This window comes from Synechococcus sp. PCC 7335 (assembly GCF_000155595.1).
GTDB lineage: Bacteria > Cyanobacteriota > Cyanobacteriia > Phormidesmidales > Phormidesmidaceae > Phormidesmis.
Genome location: NZ_DS989904.1, coordinates 4,192,646 through 4,206,926 on the forward strand (window position 1 = coordinate 4,192,646; position 14,281 = coordinate 4,206,926).

A 14,281-nucleotide genomic window follows, 5' to 3' on the forward strand; every position below is an offset into this window, starting at 1 on the left:
TAACGGCTGTAACCTTTATAGAAAGCAGGCTAAGGACTCATGTGTACCTACTTCATCAGGTCACGCTATATTCTCCGCGCTAATTTCTGCTTTCTCTCCCACTATTTTCTTTCCCACTAATAGAGCCCGAGCATGGAGCCCAGCGTCCGCAAGACTTGGGAGTAGAAGTTACCCTCAACCTCAGGTCGAAAGATTTGGAAAATCTGGCCGTCAGAACCGACAAAAGGCCGTAGCGTCCAGCCTAGCTGAGAACCTACTAGCCCATACAGCACCACCCAACCCTGCAATAGTTTCAAGCGCAGCTTTTGATCAAAGCCATCAGGTCCGGCCATGTCCACCATTCCTTTGTAAAACAGGCGCACACCTACACAGCCAGTAATTGCCATTACCAACACGTTGAGTAGCAAGAAAAAATCATACTCTCTAACAGAAATGAGAAAAAACAAAATGACTGGCGCAAAGCTAAAGAGCAAAACGCTAATTACCGCGACCGCTGTAAGCGCCATAGTGACGTACTGCTTGAAGCTGAGCTGAGAGCCAAACAGAATATCAAAAAAATATAGCGTCGGCACGCAGATCAGCAGCGTGAGCAAGTACAGCGCTGGCAGCTTGATTGCAGAGGAAATAATCTGTAAACCACCTCCGTACGAGCCCAAAATGCCACCGTAGACCGCGAAGAAAAAGGTACTAGCGATCAGCAAAGAGCCGATCTTACTTTCTAGTTTGGTTTCATTGCGGACTTCTTCTAAAAACGTACGGCGATCACGCAGCAAACGAATTAATACAGCAAAATGATTCGAGCTACGACTTTTGGGTCTGATCTTCAAAGAATCTTGGTTCATTACGGCTAAACGCTCCTGGCTTTGGCTTTACTGCACTGGCAGTCACTGTCATAAAACTTGGCTTGAAAACACTATCTAGCAACGGATAAGCTCAAGGGTTCCTCGATGTGTTTCCTTAAGCGTCCTCGGCTATTCGCGACCCTGGTTTAGGGTGCTACAGGTATAGGCGATCGCATTCCGCAAACGCGCTAAGCTAAACAACAGGGAACCTAAACGAATTGCGAAAGCGAGCCATGCAAACTACAGACAGTCCGCTAAAGCTAGACACCAGCCTCTCTACAAACAAAGCAATCCCCGATGAATCACCCATTGATTTACCTAGCTTCGACAATAGCGCTCCTCCAGAGCAGAGTCTGATCGACGCTTGTGTCCACTGTGGATTTTGTCTACCCACTTGCCCGAGCTACCGCGTCATTGGCAAAGAAAACGACTCTCCCCGGGGCCGCATCTATCTAATGGACGCTATCAACAAAGGAGAAGCCCCCCTTTCCCCTGCTTCTGTTCAGCACTTTGATACCTGTTTGGGCTGTCTTGCCTGCACTACTGCTTGCCCTTCGGGCGTACAGTACGACAAGCTCATCTCCAGCGTTCGTCCTCAAATCCAACGTAATCATCCTCGTTCAATTAAACAAAAGGCTGTCCGTCAGCTAATTTTCTCTCTTTTTCCCTATCCAGATCGCATTCGCCTACTACTAACGCCCCTGATTCTCTATCAGAAGCTAGGCATCTCCAAACTGCTACAAAAAACTGGGCTATTAAAGCAGCTTTCTCCCAACCTAGCGGCTATGGAGAGCCTGCTACCGCCCGTCACTGCTAGCTGCTTTTCAGACAATCTCCCAGAAGAGATTCCAGCGACTACCGACAAACGATATCGAGTGGGTATGATCCTTGGCTGTGTTCAAAGAGTCTTCTTTTCTGGTGTCAATCAAGCGACTGCTAGAGTGTTGAGTGCTAACGGCTGCGAAATTGTCGTCCCTAGAAGTCAAGGTTGCTGCTCGGCGCTACCTGAGCATCAAGGTGAGACAGCCCAGGCACAAGCGCTAGCTCGTCAAATGATTGATAGCTTCGAAGGAACAGGTGTTGAATACATCATTATCAATGCTGCTGGATGTGGTCATACCCTTAAAGAATACGGACATATTCTGGCAGACGATCCGGCCTACGCAGATCGAGCCAAAGCCTTCAGCGCTAAAGTCCGCGATGTTCAAGAGTTTTTAGCAGAGGTTGGATTAAACGCAGAGCTACACCCCTTACAAAAAGATCCGCTGGTCACGGTCTACCAAGACGCTTGCCACCTACTACACGGTCAGAAGATTAGCCGCCAGCCTAGAACGCTATTACAACAGATTCCTGGGCTCGTCTTGAAAGAACCCTTAGATGCAGCGCTTTGCTGCGGCAGCGCGGGCGTTTATAACATGCTACAGCCAGAAATTGCTGAAGAGTTAGGGCAGATGAAAGCAACAAACCTAGTTAAAACAGGTGCGACGCTGATTGCATCCTCCAATCCTGGTTGTTCTCTGCAGATCAAACAAGCCTTAGAAAAACAAGGACAAAAAGTAATGCTAAAGCATCCAATGGAGCTGCTGGATCTTTCTATTCAGGGCCAGAAACTAAGTTAGCAAAGATAGATACTCTAGTAACTAATTTAATAGCGAGTTTAGTCACAAAGAGAGAGTGTGTAGCCTTATCCTTACTATCTCCGAAAAGTAGCACCCGAAAAAGCGTGTGAGCAATTAAAGAGTGTCAGCAAACTGTGTTAGCGATCGCTAGCCTTCTACCGGTTTAAACCCGTTCATCGTTCTAATGCGGTTGTTCCTGTTTTATTCTTCCCTGCATTCTCTCTTGCTTTCGCTTATAAAACTGAGAGGCCGCTATCCCAAAGCTGTACAAAATACCTGCGTTGCTGCTTGCGCCGACAGCCGCTCCCACAACGGGAATTAGCTCTACTACGCTCAATCCAGTTTTCACCGCGCTAGAGGTACCCAACGACAGCGTGAAGATAGTCAGCGCCTCACCTTTTCTAGCCGGAGCGTTCACATCAAACTCGTAGGCGGCAGCCACTCGATAAAGCATCTCTGACTGTAGGGCCGAGATTGCTGCTACGTCAATCGCGAACAATCCTAGCGCCACTGGCGGAACAATGTTTGTCGCGAAGCCTACCCCACCCGCTTTAATGGTCGTGTCTATAACAATCCGGTGCGCAATCTCTTCATCCGACTCATATGGATGCTCCGCTTTTAGCTTCACGACATCTGCTACGGCTTTCTCCTTATCTACTCTGCCCAGGGCACTGGTTAGCCATTTAAACCCAGGTACCTTTGCTACGTAGTCCACAGCCGAGTTTTCGGCAATCGGTTCTAGCGTTTTACCCACGCTCTCGGTTGTTTGCTCTAAGGCAGAATGAGCCGATTCTGTAGCAACCTCACTGACAATAGAAGTCGTCTCGAGTGCAGATTTAGAGACCTTATTAAATATTTGGGTCCCAACAGCTGAGACCAAACCACCCAGCTGCTCTGCTGTGAAGAAGGCTTGAGCAAAGGAATCTGATACGCTCTGGGGGGTAGTCATATTGCTATGTTTTATCTAGTCGTTGATAGCCGACTCAACGCTAAGGGACCCGTCCGTATAAAAAAAGTATCTAAAGAGAGAGATGCTCACAGACAGGTTCGACTGTCTGATGCTTGGGTTTACGGCTAATCACAAGTAACGGAAATAGAAATAGATACAGAGCGTATGGAATAAAGCCTGGTCCGACAGCTAGTGCAGTCGCTGGAACGAGTCCAGCAATATTCCAAGGAATGAGTGGCGCGATGACGACTGCTGTATCTTCTAAAGATAGTGCTAGCTGTTCTGAACTCCGTTTTCCGACGAAGTGCGGTTGATAGTATGGCCGCATAATCTGCTCAGTTAGCAAGATTGCAATGGTTTGCGTACAGCCAAACAGATTAGCGATGATGCTGACTAAAACAGTTGCCTGGCCTAGATGCTGTTTGCTGCGGATGCGGTTGAGCCACCGATCTAAAAAGCTGAGAACTTTGCTGCCTGAAAAGATTCCCGCAAACGCTGTAGAAAGTAGCACAACCAGCATCGCTTTGGCCATCGGTAGCAACCCGCCACCTAGTAGAATAGACTGCAGCGGCGAGTCTTGTTCTAGCTGGAAGCCGAGCAAAAGGAACTGGATTAGCGTTAGGAAGGAATAGTGTTGAATAGTGTGAGCGATCGCACATCCTAATCCAATACTTACCCCCATTGCCCACCGCACATCTACTCTTAGCACTGCTAATAAAAGAACCGAAATCGCCGGTAGCAGTGCCACAGCAGATAGATCAAATGCTTCTGGGAGCGCGGCTGTAATCGAAGCTTCGACAAGCTGCACAGGATGCAATAAGGAAAGTCCTGCATAAAATGCGATCGACAGTATTAGCGGCCACATACCGCTCGCTATCATATTCCGCAGGTTCCTATAGAGATCTGTATGGGTCACACTGGCTACTAGATGCGCACTAGAAGACATCGGTGAACATCGATCTCCGACAAATGCACCAGCGATAATCGCACCTGCAACCGGATTGACATCTACACTGCTACCTCTAGCGATCACCATCAGCGCAATCCCAATCGTGCCGACTGTGCCAAACGAAGTGCCGATTAGAACAGACACTGCTCCTGTGAGTAGAAAAGCCCATAGGATAAAAAACTGAGCCGAAATTAGCTGCGTGCCGTAATAGACCAGTGCTGGTACTGTTCCGGCAGCCATCCACACTGCTGTTACCATTCCAATTAGCAACAGCACCTGAATTACCGGTAGAGACTGGCGCGCGCCCCCTATGGCCATCCGTAATAAAATAGAAACCGCAAACCCTCTGCGATTTAATACGTAAATAAAGAGCAATAGCGAAGTAAATAGGGCATAAGCAATGAATATGCCAGCTAGAGCGCTACCGACTAGCAAACAGAAAGAAAGAAAGAGTACAACAGCTAAATCAAGATTTTTAGACCGAATCATAGTTGCTGTTAGCGGCGCCGCTGATTGGAGTTGTCTTCACAAGGCCACTTTGGTTTAGACCTCGCTTAAGGGTAGGTAGTTTTGGCCTTTTGTAGCAAGTGCAAAAGTGATGGGTTGTATCGATAGAAACGATGGCGCCAGCAAACAAAACTCAGGTCTACTAGTAGGGAGACTATTTGGCTTCTCTAACCACTATCTCTGACCACTAGATGTATGGCGAACCCAGGGCAACTCAAGATCTCACAGCTTGCAGCGCTGGTTGCCGTTGCAGACCACGGTAGCTTTAGCACAGCAGCACTGCATTTGAACCTAGCGCAGTCTACGATTAGCCATGCGATCGCCACGCTAGAAACAGAGTTGGGCATTGTCCTTTTGATTCGGGGTCGCAATGGCGCGGTGTTGACGCCACTAGGCCTACAGATTTGCCAGCAGGCCAGAGCTGTCTTAACTCAACTAGACAGCATTCGCCACACGGCGCAGCAGGCTAAAGGTTTGCAGACAGGGCGAGTGAGAGTAGCGGCTTTTCGGACGGTGGCCACCCACATTTTGCCGGATGTGATTTCTCGCTTTCGGCGATCGCATCCCGCCCTTACCGTTGAGATTGATGAATATGATCGATACGCAGAAGTTGAGCAAGCGCTCAGAGAAGGTAGGGCTGATATAGGTTTTGTTCTGCTGCCTACCGCTACAGACTTTCAGTACTGGGAGATCCTGCGTGACGACTTTGTTGCCCTGCTCCCCCCAACTCAAAACGCAACGGCTAAAGCTGACGCCTCCTTGACTTGGGAAGAGCTTGTGAGCTATCCACGCGCTGCGAATAAACGCTCTACACAGAACAATAGGCTGGTCGAAGAACACCTAGCCCAGTTCGGCTATCGTCTGCCGATTGATTATGCTGTCCGCGAAGACTCCACGCTCATGAGCTTAGTGACTAAAGGGTTAGGCGCAGCTGTCCTCGCTCGGCTAGAAGCAGAACCGATTCCACCCGGCGTGCGAGTCAAATCTTTGCCAGAGCCGTTAGAAAGAGTTATCGGTGTCGCTATTCTAGAAAACGCCGTGCTGCCTCGGGCTGTCTTCGTCTTTTTAGATGTCCTCCTAGCAGCACCTATTCAGACAGCAGGAAAACCAACTTCCTCATAATGCTTCCCCTTCTGGAAGCGGGTCGTAATCATCCTGAGGTAGAACTTTATACGCGGAATATTTATCTATGTACAAAGTGTATTAAGCCAGCAGGAATGCTAGGAAGCGGTCTAGAATATTTTGGTACAAGAGAGTATGTATTTGTACGGATGGCCATTATAGAAGTCGTTAGAATAAAGCGGCTCTTACAACTTTTATTGCCGACTTTCTATCTGCCCCTGCTTTACCTGTTCTTTTGACTCTGTTGTTTTGATTATGACTCCTCCTGATGACTATTACCGTCGTCTGCGTATATCAAGAGATGCTAACCAGCAAGAGGTCAAAACAGCTTTCAGGCGTTTAGCACGGCAGTATCACCCCGATCTTCATCCCAATCAGCCGGGAATTATCGCAAAGTTTCATGCTATTCGAGAAGCCTATGAAGTGCTTCGAGACCGTGTTCAAAGGCAGCACTACGATCAGAGTCAGCAGCGACCTGATAAGAGAGAGGGTAAAACCCAAGCCTATAGATCAGGGGCCTATAGCAGCAATGCGCCTTTAGGCCAGCACTCGGCAGACGAGTTTTACCTTAGAGGCATTCGCTCTGCCATCGCTCACCGCTATGAGGATGCGATCGCTGACTATACTCAGGCAATTGAGCTGAACAACCAGTTTGTAGAAGCCTACCTCCGCCGCGCTGAAGTTCGCTACGTACTAGGTGATGATTCTGGTGTGCTAGTTGACTGTCAGCGGGCAGTGTCACTACATGGCACAAGTCATGGGGTAGACAGCCAAATCTACTACTACCAGGGGATGGCCCGCTTTCGTCTAGGGTATGTAGAAAGCGCGATCGCTGCCTTCTCTGAAGCCATTAAGCTAGATGGCGGTGATGCTCGCTATTACTATCAGCGCGGCATTGCCTACCAAGAGCTTCACGACTATACCGAAGCGCAACGAGATATTAGACACTCAGCGCAGCTTTATCGCAAGCAGGGAGACCTTGCGAGCTATCACCATCTACAGCAGGTCTCAAAAGAGCAGTTCCCACCATCGTCTGATCGGGCAAAGCGATCACTTCTCGCTAAATTGATCAGACCAGTTCGTTTTCTGAGTAATTCCAATCGTCAAAACGAACATCGGGGCCGCCGCAAAACAGAAGTCCGTGGAACAAAAGTCCGTAGAACAGAAGTAAGGATTAACCGACGTGATCTCAATGCGTTAGGGTTTATTTCGATTCTTCGGCTGATCAGCAACCCAGCCGGAGAGCTGGTCTCGCTTTATGAGAAGCTCGGTCCGCGCCAAACTAGCTTAGTGGGCTACGGCTTAGCTATTCTCGCTAACCTTTGCTTTGTTTTTGGCACTAGCGAACGGCTTGCCGTCAGTAGCTGGCTGATTGCTTCTCGGCTATGGGTTGTTGGCGGATTAACTTTTGTGACTATGGTGCTAGCTGTTTCACTAGCTAAAGTTTGGCTAAGGTTAAGGGGATTGTGGGCTGCTGATATCTTCGTGCTTGGAACGGCAATAGTTCCTTTGGGACTGCTAAGTGTTGTCAATGCGGTTCTTCCTGATCTAGCAATGACGATGATGGGCGATCGCGGACCTTGGCTAGCGCATATCGGTCTGCTAGCAGCGACGCTTTGGTCTTTCTCCCATTCTGTGATGACGATCCAGAACGGGCTTTGTCAAATCCATCCGTTCTCGACCAAGCTGGCCGCTTGGCTGGCTCCAGTCATTTTAGGGCTAGGGCTAGCTACAGGGGTAGCTACATGGGGATTTCTTGCTCACTAGTCCACTAGCCTATTAAATGTCAATCTTATGCCCGGTGATGGCCCAGCAATAGCCCAACGATAGCAATGGTTAGTGCTTTGCTGTAGTCGGTGGCTTATCATAGTCGATGCCTTGGTATAGATTGCCTTGGTATAGGTTGACGCTGTTCATCGAAGTTACAGACTGAACATCCTATTTTTTGTTAGCGTCGAGAGCGTTACTTCCCATACCAGCCTTGGCTGCACATACGCCAGCAGATACTCTCTTGCCTTTTCTAACGCTTCAAGCTCTTCTATTTCGCTTTGCCCTTGCTGCCAATAGCGGTGCTGTAGATAGTCCAATAGCCATAGCTGAGCTTCTGTATCTAGGGTTTGATTAATCTCTTTAGCAATCTCTAATGCAGTTTGTATACGAACAGGGGGCTTCTCTAAGCTTGCCAAAAGTTCAGAGGGTAAAGCTTGCATCTGCTGCCAACTATCGATCGCCTGTCCTGGAGAGCCCTGGGCGATCGCCATTATCTCCATTGACTGCACAATTTCTTCAGACCCTGTTTGGGTCAGTACCTGCACCATCTGCTCGTTGTTCAACCGGCGAAAAGGAATTGACTGACAGCGAGAAACAAGTGTCGATAGCAGAGCCTGCTGATCCGGTGCGAGTAAGACTAAGGTGGCTTGACCAGGCTCTTCCAGCGTTTTCAAAAGGGCATTAGCTGCCCCTTCAGCCATTTTCTCTGCTTGCTCAATTATGACCACAGCTCGATCTGATTCCAAGGGTGGCCGACTCAAAAAACGAGCGATTCTTCTAATCTGAGGAAGGCGAATGCGCGGTGGACTTTTGCGCTTTAGCCCAGCCTCAGCCGCCTCAGCCGCCGTTAAGAGCTTGCCCTGATGTAGATAGGTCGGCTCAATCCACAGCAAATCCGGGTGATTACGATCACGAATTCTTCTGGCTAAAATCGCTGTAGCTGATGCACTCTGACCTAGCCTAGAAGACAACAATAGTTGGGCAAATCCTGTTGCCGCCAAGGACTTCCCAGTTCCCGTTGGACCAACAAATAGATAGCCTGGGGCTACCCGCTGTAATTGCACTACTCGGCGCAGCAACGTTATTGCTTGTTCTTGACCGATTAGGCTCGCAAAAGGATCGACACTCTTATCTACAATCATATCTATTGCGAAGTTGCCCATTCTGGATACCACTGCTTCAACCGCCTTTGCAAGACTTGCTGAATGCTCATAGCTACCTCATCAGCAGTGCGATCGCCAGCTACGCTCACCGTTGTAGCATTCTCCTTTGCTAACATGGCAAACCCATCATGTACTCGCTGATGAAAGGCCATACTTGCCTGCTCGATTCGATCTGCTTGGCCCCGCGCCCGCATTCTATCTAGCCCTACTTCGGGAGGAACGTTCAACCACAGAGTCAAATCGCCCCTAAGCCCTGCCGTCGCGATCTGATTTAGCGTCGTGATTAGCGATAAATCTAGTTGGCGACCATAGCCCTGATATGCCACAGTCGAATCTATGTAGCGATCGCACAGCACCCAGTAGCCTGCTTCTAACCACGGCAATAAAACTTCCTCCACGTGCTGAGCTCGGTCTGCCGCATATAGCAACAGTTCAGCTTTGTTGGTAACGGGCGTCAAAGCGTCGTTTGCCGATCTCGGTTCATTCAGTTTCGATTCATTCAACAGCAGCTGACGCAGTTGCTTACCTAGCACCGTGCCTCCTGGCTCTCGGGTCATCTTCACGCCTGCGACGTGGCCTTTTGACAACAAAAGTTGCCAGCTTTTGTTTTGAACTATCCAATCGTATAATCTTTGAAGCTGAGTCGTTTTGCCACACCCTTCTCCTCCTTCGAATACAATCAGTTTTCCACGCATTTACCTAGTCTCCTAACCGCTATCTCAGCAATCTGCACAAGTCTCACAAGCGCCGCCTTATGGCACGTTTTCAGCTCGCATATTTCCTAACCCTACAAACTAGCGGTATTCTGTCACTGGTCTTCGATAGGATACCAGGCACGGCAGTCACAGCCGCGCTGCCACCCACTTTTTAAATCCACTACTATGGCCCGTTACACTAATCTATTCATGACTGGCGCCCCCAAGGAAGAAGTCCATCAAGGGCTCGTCACAGCTTTGATGGACTGTGATCTTGATTTGGTTTATCAAGATCCTGTCTACATTGTCGCCAAAGAAAAACCAGGACAAGTTTCTCTTGCGCAGTTAGCAACTGTTGAGATATTGCTTAACCCGCCTGCTGTTCAATCTCAAGGAGCGAAAATCGATTTAATCGTTAGAAACGAAGAGCTGCCGCTTCGCCAAGAGAATCACTGCCACACTATCTTCAATCAAGTGAATCAAGCCATCTCGGAAGTGAGTGCCAGGGGTGTTAGTGTCTAACTGGCCTAACTCCTTGTCTAGCTATAGAGACCCAAACCTAAAGAAGAGACCTAGGCCTAAAGCAAGTCTAAAGAGTGAATCTGAAGTAGTGAACCGAATTTTGATTCCCAAACCTTTAGGGGCACGATAGGCTAACAATGCTAACGGCATTTTATTAGGAGGCTCTAGGACGTGGATAAGATTGATTCGCAGCCTTCAGATCGTAACCATCGCGCTAAGAATCTTCACGACCATGGCCCGTTTGATAGCCGTGGTCACGGTTATGGCGGTCACGATCATGGCGCTCGTGCCCACAAAGGCCTCTACACATACCGTGCCGAAGTTAGAAGAGTGTTGCTGCTAACACTCGGCCTCAACGTTGTTGTCGTTATTTTAAAGGCAATTGTAGCCTGGTGGACTGGTTCTCTTAGCCTAATGGCAGATGCACTTCATAGCGTCACCGATAGTGCTAACAACGTCTTAGGGCTCGTCACTAATCAGCTCGCCTCAGCAGAGCCAGATCGTGAGCATCCTTATGGGCACCAAAAATTCGAGGCCGTAGGCGCGCTCGGTATTGCTGCTTTTCTAGGCATCGCCTGCTACGAGATACTAGAAGGAGCTATATCGCGGATTTTCACCGCGAGCGATCCGACCGTTATGAATGCCATATCGCTTTGGATCATGATCTTAGTTTTAGGTGTCAATATCTTCGTTGCCTTCTATGAACGAGGAGTGGGCAGAAAGCTAAACAGCAATATTCTGATTGCTGATGCTCAGCACACCATGAGCGACATTTGGATTACGATTACTGTTCTCGGTGGGCTCATTGGTGTTTGGCTTGGAGTTCAGTGGCTGGATGTCGCATTAGCTTTTCCAGTGGCAGTTTTGGTTATTCGCAGCGGCTGGGTTGTCCTGTCAGCAAACCTACCTTGGCTTGTTGATGAGATGGCGATCGCACCCGAAGCGATCCACAACATCGTGATGCAAGTCCCCGGTGTGCTTAACTGCCATAGCATTGCTTCTAGGGGTGTTTTAGGTCGCCAAATCTTTATCGACATGCACTTAGTTGTCGAGCCTACAGATATCTTGAGCGCTCATAACATCACAGAACAAATCGAGCAGTTGATTGCTGAGGCCTTTGGACCTAGCCGCGTAACTATCCATGTTGAGCCCCATAGCTATGTCGAGCCAGAAATTTCATACGGCACCGGGCATCGCAAAAACAAGCACCACAAACATGAGCCCCGACCGAAACGCTCTAAAAAAGCCGAATGAGAACGCAGAATGAATCTACCTACTTGGATTACTATCTCTAGACTGCTCGGCGTCCCGATTGTCCTGTTTGCACTTTTAGAGCCTACTGACTTCCGCCGTTGGATTAGCGTCGTCGTTTTTGTCGTTTTTGCAGGGACAGATTGGTTAGATGGCTACCTTGCTCGCAAGCTCAACCAAGTCACCGAGTTAGGCAAGTTCCTAGACCCGCTAGTCGACAAGCTACTGGTTATGGCGCCTTTGATCGCCTTAGTTGGCTTGGGAGAGATTCCTGCTTGGGGCGTATTTCTTATCTTGGCTAGAGAGCTGACTATCTCTGGCTGGCGCGTCAACCCAGTCTTTCAAGATGGCAAAGTACCGGGAGCTGGGATATGGGGAAAGGTAAAAACCGTTGTGCAGATTACTGCGATCGCTCTTCTCTTAGCTCCTTTAGGCGATCTCTGGCAGAACATCGCCCTTCTGCTTTTCTGGATAGCCGTTGTCCTTACTTGGATATCAGGACTACTCTACTTATTTCCAGCAAGTCCCAAAGCTAGCTCTAAGCCTTGAGCTCTGCCTTTATCTTTCTAGATCTTCTGCCGGTTCTATCCTCTATCCCTCTTCTTCGTCCACCATGTTAGGGCTGATCAAGGTGATATCAAACTCATCCGGTGCGACTCCTGAAAAAGTATCTCTGGCTAGCTGATAGAAGATTGCCCTAGCTTGTGGACCAAATACAATTTCATCTTCATTAACTAAGTCATGAGACTGTACTTTCCGGCCGTTGATCAACATGCCATTCGCACTTGGCTTACCTTTGAGGTTGCCGTCCACGATTCGATAGAGCGTCTTTTTCTCATCCTTAGGCAGCTGCACTAGTGTGGCATGGTGTCGCGACACGAACTGGGAAGCCAGTCGAATATCGCACTTAGGATCTCGTCCAATCGAGTACACTGAGCTGTCTAAACAGATCTCTCGCCTTCCTTGGCTATCTTCTATGATTAGGATGCTAGTGAGCGGAGAACTTGAAGACATAATCGATACCAGAGTAAACTAAAAAGCGATCGCCTGAGCCAACTTAATAAATCAATCTATTGCCACTTAGCTCTACACATTCGTCGCGATAGATATAGCCGTTGATGCACATAGAACTGAGTGGGTAGCCATCGCTAAATGCATTTGACAACCACTATTATATATTCAAGCCATATCCATAGCTTGCCAAAAAAACCACTTAAATAACGCACCAAAGGTGTCTATTTATTCAATACCTTACAACGCTTTTGGGGCTAGGCATGTGAAGACGCAAATACCTGCTATTTGCTGACACAGATGTCAACCAAAAAAGAGGTGACCATCTGATCACCTCAAGACTATTCCTTCAATACAGCACTTTTAATACAGCTCTTTCGACACGCAACTTTCTGGTGGCCTCTCTAAGCAACTGAACCTGCGGGCACTTTCTTAGCCGCAGTTAGCTTCTCATACGTAGCTCGCATCTTGAGACCAACTAGTACCTGAAACAACCCACTACCGTTGTTAGAGCCAGGATAATCACGGTGGTTGAGCAATAGCTCTGTCATCTCGCCATAGTGATTAGTTGAAGTGTTACTCAAGTGACTCTCCACATAAATCACTTCTTCTAAGCGATCAAACTCACCATCGAGTTCTAATACTGAAACCTCATTGCCAAAGTAGCTATCGGGACCGTATTGCATCCGTAGCCCTGGGTAAGAACAAGTCAGCTTGCGACCGCAAGGAATCCAGTTGATTGTCGATCCCTCATCAAACAGATAGACCGGCTCAAAGCCCTCAATTCCCTCACGCTGAATTAGGCGAACCCGCAAGATCTTGTTTTCCTTATCGTTAGGAATTAGGTTCGTCGGTAGAATTTGGATGACTACGTCGGCGTATTGTTTTTGCACGTCGATATAGGCTTCAAAGTCGGGCTTACGTGCGTTGATTGCCGCTAGCACGTCCTCATAGGTATGACCGCGCTCAGCCATGTCTCGCTGAATCTTCCAGTTAATTTTTACCTCGTCACTGATATCGAGGTAAACGCTAAAGTCCAAAAGATTACGCACCCGCTCATCATACAAAGGGTGCAAGCCTTCTATCACAATAATTTTGTTAGGTTCAACCTTTTCTGGCGGATCGAGTTCGCCTGTCTCATGGTTGTAGATCGGCTTATCGATCGTATTGCCTTCTTTTAGCGCCTTAATCTGCTCATACATCAGATCAAAGTTGTTTGCCTTTGGATTGAGTGCCGTAACCTTCTTTTCCTTACGCTGCTTTCGATCCAAACTATGGTAATCATCCAAACAGATGACTGTCATAAACTCTTCACCAAAGAGGTCCGCCAACCGACGTAAAAAAGTCGATTTGCCGCATCCCGAGTCTCCGGCAACACCGATTAAAACTACCTGGCTGTCTTTACTGGTCATAGGGTCCTCTACAACAAAATCATTTTAAAGAATCAAAGACAGACAATCTTTCGCATGACAAAAAAAGCCAGTCACGATTGCCCAAAAAGAAAAGGCTCTCCTATTCCAACGGCAGCTGTAAACCACCTACCGCCAGCTCAAGCATGAACCTAGACAAATCACACTTTTTAATGATTTGAAACTTTTGATTACGTATATTGAATATTATCAGACACTACGTCTTCACAACAAGCAATCTCGAAGGGCCGATCCCCAATGGTCATAGCGCATTCCTTTTAGACCTACCCCAAAAGACATAGTGCCAAAAGGCATAGTGCCTCTGTATTTCAGATGCGTAGGCCAAGTAACCTGATTCATTCGGTAAGGTCATTTAGATTGAATTTTGCCGGAAAGCTTTGCGATCGCTCAGTGATTGCTCAAAAATTCAACAAATGATGACCTCAATCACAGGTAGGCACACTACAATTTC

At 48.1% G+C, this 14,281-nt stretch carries 13 protein-coding genes; 6 read left to right on the plus strand and 7 right to left on the minus strand.

Annotation, left to right across the window (positions count from 1 at the left end; genetic code table 11):
* Positions 1 to 116: 116 nt before the first annotated feature.
* Entirely contained in the window at positions 117 to 842 is a 726-nt protein-coding gene (locus tag S7335_RS17610) for a hypothetical protein (RefSeq protein WP_006455928.1), read from the minus strand.
* Between the two features lie 233 nt (positions 843 to 1,075).
* Here S7335_RS17610 and S7335_RS17615 point away from each other — a divergent pair, with 233 nt between their 5' ends.
* Complete coding sequence (locus S7335_RS17615; RefSeq protein ID WP_006457463.1) at positions 1,076 to 2,461, plus strand: (Fe-S)-binding protein; 1,386 nt, start codon at positions 1,076 to 1,078, stop codon at positions 2,459 to 2,461.
* A 181-nt stretch (positions 2,462 to 2,642) separates the two neighbouring features.
* Here S7335_RS17615 and S7335_RS17620 read toward each other — a convergent pair whose 3' ends face one another.
* Both S7335_RS17620 and S7335_RS17625 read right to left on the minus strand, forming a co-directional pair.
* On the minus strand, positions 2,643 to 3,410 hold the full coding sequence (locus tag S7335_RS17620; RefSeq protein ID WP_006454931.1) for a hypothetical protein: 768 nt from the start codon (positions 3,408 to 3,410) through the stop codon (positions 2,643 to 2,645).
* 70 nt (positions 3,411 to 3,480) lie between these two features.
* Positions 3,481 to 4,848 carry a Na+/H+ antiporter NhaC family protein gene (locus tag S7335_RS17625; protein WP_006455404.1) on the minus strand — a complete coding sequence of 456 codons (1,368 nt, stop codon included), beginning with the start codon at positions 4,846 to 4,848 and terminating at the stop codon, positions 3,481 to 3,483.
* Between the two features lie 213 nt (positions 4,849 to 5,061).
* Between S7335_RS17625 and S7335_RS17630 the strand changes: the two genes are divergently transcribed.
* Together S7335_RS17630 and S7335_RS17640 are read left to right on the plus strand one after the other, a co-directional pair.
* The gene (locus S7335_RS17630; RefSeq protein ID WP_006454496.1) at positions 5,062 to 5,988 is read left to right on the plus strand and encodes a LysR family transcriptional regulator; all 927 of its coding nucleotides are present in this window, start codon (positions 5,062 to 5,064) and stop codon (positions 5,986 to 5,988) included.
* A gap of 255 nt (positions 5,989 to 6,243) precedes the next feature.
* Entirely contained in the window at positions 6,244 to 7,755 is a 1,512-nt protein-coding gene (locus tag S7335_RS17640) for a J domain-containing protein (RefSeq protein WP_006456299.1), read from the plus strand.
* Between the two features lie 155 nt (positions 7,756 to 7,910).
* Here the strand turns inward: S7335_RS17640 and S7335_RS17645 are convergent, their stop codons facing one another.
* Positions 7,911 to 8,921: a DNA polymerase III subunit delta' gene (locus S7335_RS17645; protein ID WP_006457359.1), complete on the minus strand. Its 1,011-nt coding sequence runs from the start codon at positions 8,919 to 8,921 to the stop codon at positions 7,911 to 7,913.
* Positions 8,903 to 9,616 carry a dTMP kinase gene (gene tmk / locus S7335_RS17650; protein WP_006457576.1) on the minus strand — a complete coding sequence of 238 codons (714 nt, stop codon included), beginning with the start codon at positions 9,614 to 9,616 and terminating at the stop codon, positions 8,903 to 8,905. The genes S7335_RS17645 and tmk overlap by 19 nt, the downstream gene beginning before the upstream one ends.
* Positions 9,617 to 9,826: 210 nt before the next feature.
* Between tmk and S7335_RS17655 the strand changes: the two genes are divergently transcribed.
* From S7335_RS17655 to pgsA, 3 genes are all read left to right on the plus strand, one after another.
* The gene (locus tag S7335_RS17655) at positions 9,827 to 10,138 is read left to right on the plus strand and encodes a hypothetical protein (RefSeq protein WP_083785147.1); all 312 of its coding nucleotides are present in this window, start codon (positions 9,827 to 9,829) and stop codon (positions 10,136 to 10,138) included.
* A gap of 171 nt (positions 10,139 to 10,309) precedes the next feature.
* Entirely contained in the window at positions 10,310 to 11,392 is a 1,083-nt protein-coding gene (locus S7335_RS17660) for a cation diffusion facilitator family transporter (protein ID WP_006457145.1), read from the plus strand.
* A gap of 9 nt (positions 11,393 to 11,401) precedes the next feature.
* Positions 11,402 to 11,938, plus strand: coding sequence for a CDP-diacylglycerol--glycerol-3-phosphate 3-phosphatidyltransferase (pgsA, locus tag S7335_RS17665; RefSeq protein ID WP_006453709.1), 537 nt, complete (start codon positions 11,402 to 11,404; stop codon positions 11,936 to 11,938).
* A 42-nt stretch (positions 11,939 to 11,980) separates the two neighbouring features.
* On the opposite strand, the gene S7335_RS17670 is transcribed toward pgsA, so the two are convergent.
* Positions 11,981 to 12,403, minus strand: a complete 423-nt coding sequence (locus S7335_RS17670) for an FHA domain-containing protein (RefSeq protein WP_006456466.1) — start codon at positions 12,401 to 12,403, stop codon at positions 11,981 to 11,983.
* Between the two features lie 401 nt (positions 12,404 to 12,804).
* Positions 12,805 to 13,812 carry a phosphoribulokinase gene (locus tag S7335_RS17675; RefSeq protein ID WP_006455960.1) on the minus strand — a complete coding sequence of 336 codons (1,008 nt, stop codon included), beginning with the start codon at positions 13,810 to 13,812 and terminating at the stop codon, positions 12,805 to 12,807.
* Positions 13,813 to 14,281: the final 469 nt, after the last annotated feature.

Coding starts and splice junctions, on each gene's coding strand:
- S7335_RS17610 (WP_006455928.1), bottom strand. CDS start 842: ATGAACCAAGATTCTTTGAAGATCAGACCCAAAAGTCGTAGCTCGAAT.
- S7335_RS17615 (WP_006457463.1), top strand. CDS start 1,076: ATGCAAACTACAGACAGTCCGCTAAAGCTAGACACCAGCCTCTCTACA.
- S7335_RS17620 (WP_006454931.1), bottom strand. CDS start 3,410: ATGACTACCCCCCAGAGCGTATCAGATTCCTTTGCTCAAGCCTTCTTC.
- S7335_RS17625 (WP_006455404.1), bottom strand. CDS start 4,848: ATGATTCGGTCTAAAAATCTTGATTTAGCTGTTGTACTCTTTCTTTCT.
- S7335_RS17630 (WP_006454496.1), top strand. CDS start 5,062: ATGGCGAACCCAGGGCAACTCAAGATCTCACAGCTTGCAGCGCTGGTT.
- S7335_RS17640 (WP_006456299.1), top strand. CDS start 6,244: ATGACTCCTCCTGATGACTATTACCGTCGTCTGCGTATATCAAGAGAT.
- S7335_RS17645 (WP_006457359.1), bottom strand. CDS start 8,921: ATGGGCAACTTCGCAATAGATATGATTGTAGATAAGAGTGTCGATCCT.
- tmk (WP_006457576.1), bottom strand. CDS start 9,616: ATGCGTGGAAAACTGATTGTATTCGAAGGAGGAGAAGGGTGTGGCAAA.
- S7335_RS17655 (WP_083785147.1), top strand. CDS start 9,827: ATGACTGGCGCCCCCAAGGAAGAAGTCCATCAAGGGCTCGTCACAGCT.
- pgsA (WP_006453709.1), top strand. CDS start 11,402: ATGAATCTACCTACTTGGATTACTATCTCTAGACTGCTCGGCGTCCCG.
- S7335_RS17670 (WP_006456466.1), bottom strand. CDS start 12,403: ATGTCTTCAAGTTCTCCGCTCACTAGCATCCTAATCATAGAAGATAGC.
- S7335_RS17675 (WP_006455960.1), bottom strand. CDS start 13,812: ATGACCAGTAAAGACAGCCAGGTAGTTTTAATCGGTGTTGCCGGAGAC.